A 2,959-nucleotide genomic window follows, 5' to 3' on the forward strand; every position below is an offset into this window, starting at 1 on the left:
CCCGCCGGCACCCGATCAGACCCATCAACCAGCACCACCCACCCCGACCCATCACCGGCCGCCTCACCACCGGCGGCCTCCCAGGAGTCCCCAGCCAACTCCACCCACGACAGATCGAACAAACCCTCCCCACCCGCGGCCGAAGACTGAGGTAACTGCTCAGGCAGCGCACGCATCGTCACTCGGTCGATGCTGAGCACCGGCTCCCCGGCCGCATCCACGGCCAACACCCGAAACGTCTCCGCGTCCAGACAGGTCATTACCACCTGCAGCCGCGTCGCCGCAGTTGCGTGTAAGACCACCCCGCTCACCGCGAACGGAACCCGCAGCACCGTAGGCTCAGCCGCAGGAGCGCTACCGTCGAACAAGCCGGAGCCCACAACTTGGAATGTGGCGTCCAGCAATGCTGGGTGGATGCCGTAACCAGCCACATCAGCGCCGGCGGGCAGTTCCACCTCGGCGTAGCCAATGTTGGGATCTACCGGGTCATGACCGATGCTGCGCACCGATCGAAACAGGTCACCTAAAACCAGACCACGCCCTGCCAGCCCCCCATAAAAGTCATCCGTGTCGATGGGCTCCACAGTCCCCGCCGGCACCGCCACGGGGCCATCTACCGGATGCTGGCCGCTGCCGCTCAACACCCCGGTGGCATGCAACACCCACCCCGACGACGAGTGTTGGCCGCCGGTGCGCGAATGCACGCTAAACCGCCGCCGCCCACCCTCATCGACCGGCTGCACCGTGATCTGCACATCCGTGGGCGCGTCCTCGGTCAATCGCAGCCGAGCCTGGATGACCAACTCGGCGATGACCGGGCACCCGGCGCGCTCACCAGCAGCCAACAGCATGTCGATGTACGCGGTGGCCGGCACCACCACCCCATCACCCACCACATGGCCCGCCAGCCAACTCTGCGTGCTCGTCGAAAGCCGCCCGGTCATCACCACCACCTGGTCGTCATCGACCAGACCGGTCACCGCCCCCAACAACGGGTGCTCCACCTGAGCCAACCCGGCGGCACTGACATCAGCCGCCGCGGCCGGGGCCAGCCAATACCGGTGATGCTCAAAGGGATACGTCGGCAACCCCACCACCCGCCCCCGCGGATACAACTGCCGCCACGACGGGCTATGCCCACAGGTATGCAACCGGCCCACCGCCGCGGCTAGCGCATCCAGATCCGCGCGGTCACGATGCAGGGTCGAAACCACCAGCGACTGCGAACGCTGCGGTGTGTGGGCCACAGTGTCACTGATCGCCGGGGCCAGCACCGGATGCGGCGACAGCTCCACGAACATCTGCTCGCCCTGGGCCAGCAGGCGAGAAACGCCGTCATGAAAGCGCACCGGTTCCCGCAGGTTGTGATACCAATACCTGGCATCCATGCTGGTGGTATCCAGGGCCTGCTCCGATATTGCGCTGGCCACCGTGGAATACAACGGGACGCGGGAGGCCTGCGGCGCCAGCCCGGCCAGGTCATTAAGCAATTGCTCACGCAGTTGTTCCACATGGTCCGAATGCGACGCGTAATCCACAGCCAAACCGCGGACCTGGATATCGTCCCGCTCGCAGCTGTCAATGAACTGCACTAGAGCTGTTGGCTCGCCGCTGATGACGGTGTAGGAGGGTCCGTTCGTTGCTGCGATGCTCAGTGCTCGCGCCCAGGGCTGCAGACGTGGCGCCAGGTCTTGCGCCGACACAAGCACCGAAGCCATCGCCCCACTACCAGCCAAACCGGCAAGTGCCCGACTGCGTAGCGCCACAATTTTGGCTGCCTCGTCCAGGGAGAACACCCCACCGATATAGGCCGCCGCGATTTCACCCTGGGAATGGCCAATTACCGCATCCGGCACAATGCCACATCTCTCCAGCACTTCGGCCAACGCGACCATCAGGGTGAACAACACCGGCTGGACTACATCGACGCGATCCAAACTTGGGGCGGCTGAGTCCTGGCAGACCACATCGCGCACCGACCAGCCCGTAAATGGCCGCAATGCGTCATCGCAGTCGTCCACTGCTTCGGCAAACCTTCGATGGCGCTCGTAGAGCTGCCGTCCCATGCCGGGATGCTGACCACCCTGTCCCGGCAAAACAAACACGAGCTGGCTCGACGCCTGACCCGGAAGGTAATGCTGAGTTAACCGTGGATGAGCCTGCCCCGATGCTAGGGCTTCCAGCCCGGCCACCAACTCCGTGTGAGTATCTGCGCCGGCGCCCCCAGCGGTGATGGCGGCTCGATACGGATGCTGGGTACGGGTGATCGCCAAGCTGTGGGCGACGTCGATCACATCCAGATCCGGATGCGCGGCCAAATGCCGGGACAACCGATCAGCTTGGGCGGCCAATGCCGCCGGCGTACGCGCTGAGATCGGCCAGATGTGCAGCGGGGCCGCTGCTGGTATGGAGTTTGCCGGGTCTAGTGCGGCGACGGACGCAGGGGGTGCCTGCTGCAGGATCACGTGGGCGTTGGTGCCGCTGATCCCGAACGACGAGACTCCCGCGGTCCGCGGATGCCCGGTCTGCGGCCACGGGACCGGCTCGGTCAACAACCGCACCGCACCGGCCGACCAATCAATGTGTGGGTTGGGCTCATCAACATGCAGGGTCGGCGGCAGGATGTCGTGGTTGAGCGCCAAGACCATCTTGATCAGCCCGGCCGCACCCGCTGCGGCCTGGGTATGGCCGATATTGGACTTAATCGAGCCCAACCACACCGGATCCTCCGGGCTACGGTGGGCCCCATACGTGGCCAACAACGCCCCAGCCTCGATCGGATCCCCCAACCGGGTACCGGTGCCATGGGCCTCAACCACATCCACCTGATCCAAACCGATCCCCGCGTTGGCCACCGCCTGGGTGATCACCCGCTGCTGCGCCGGCCCATTCGGGGCGGTCAACCCATTGGAAGCCCCGTCCTGATTGACCGCCGAGCCCGCGATCACCGCCAACACCG

At 65.4% G+C, this 2,959-nt stretch carries 1 protein-coding gene; it reads right to left on the minus strand.

All coding sequences use genetic code 11. The features are described 5' to 3' along the window. The coding region (locus MSIMFI_RS26485; RefSeq protein ID WP_191499903.1) for a type I polyketide synthase at nucleotides 1-2,959 on the minus strand (2,959 nt) is incomplete at both ends.

The organism is Mycobacterium simulans, from assembly GCF_900232995.1.
Classification (GTDB): Bacteria; Actinomycetota; Actinomycetes; order Mycobacteriales; family Mycobacteriaceae; genus Mycobacterium; species Mycobacterium simulans.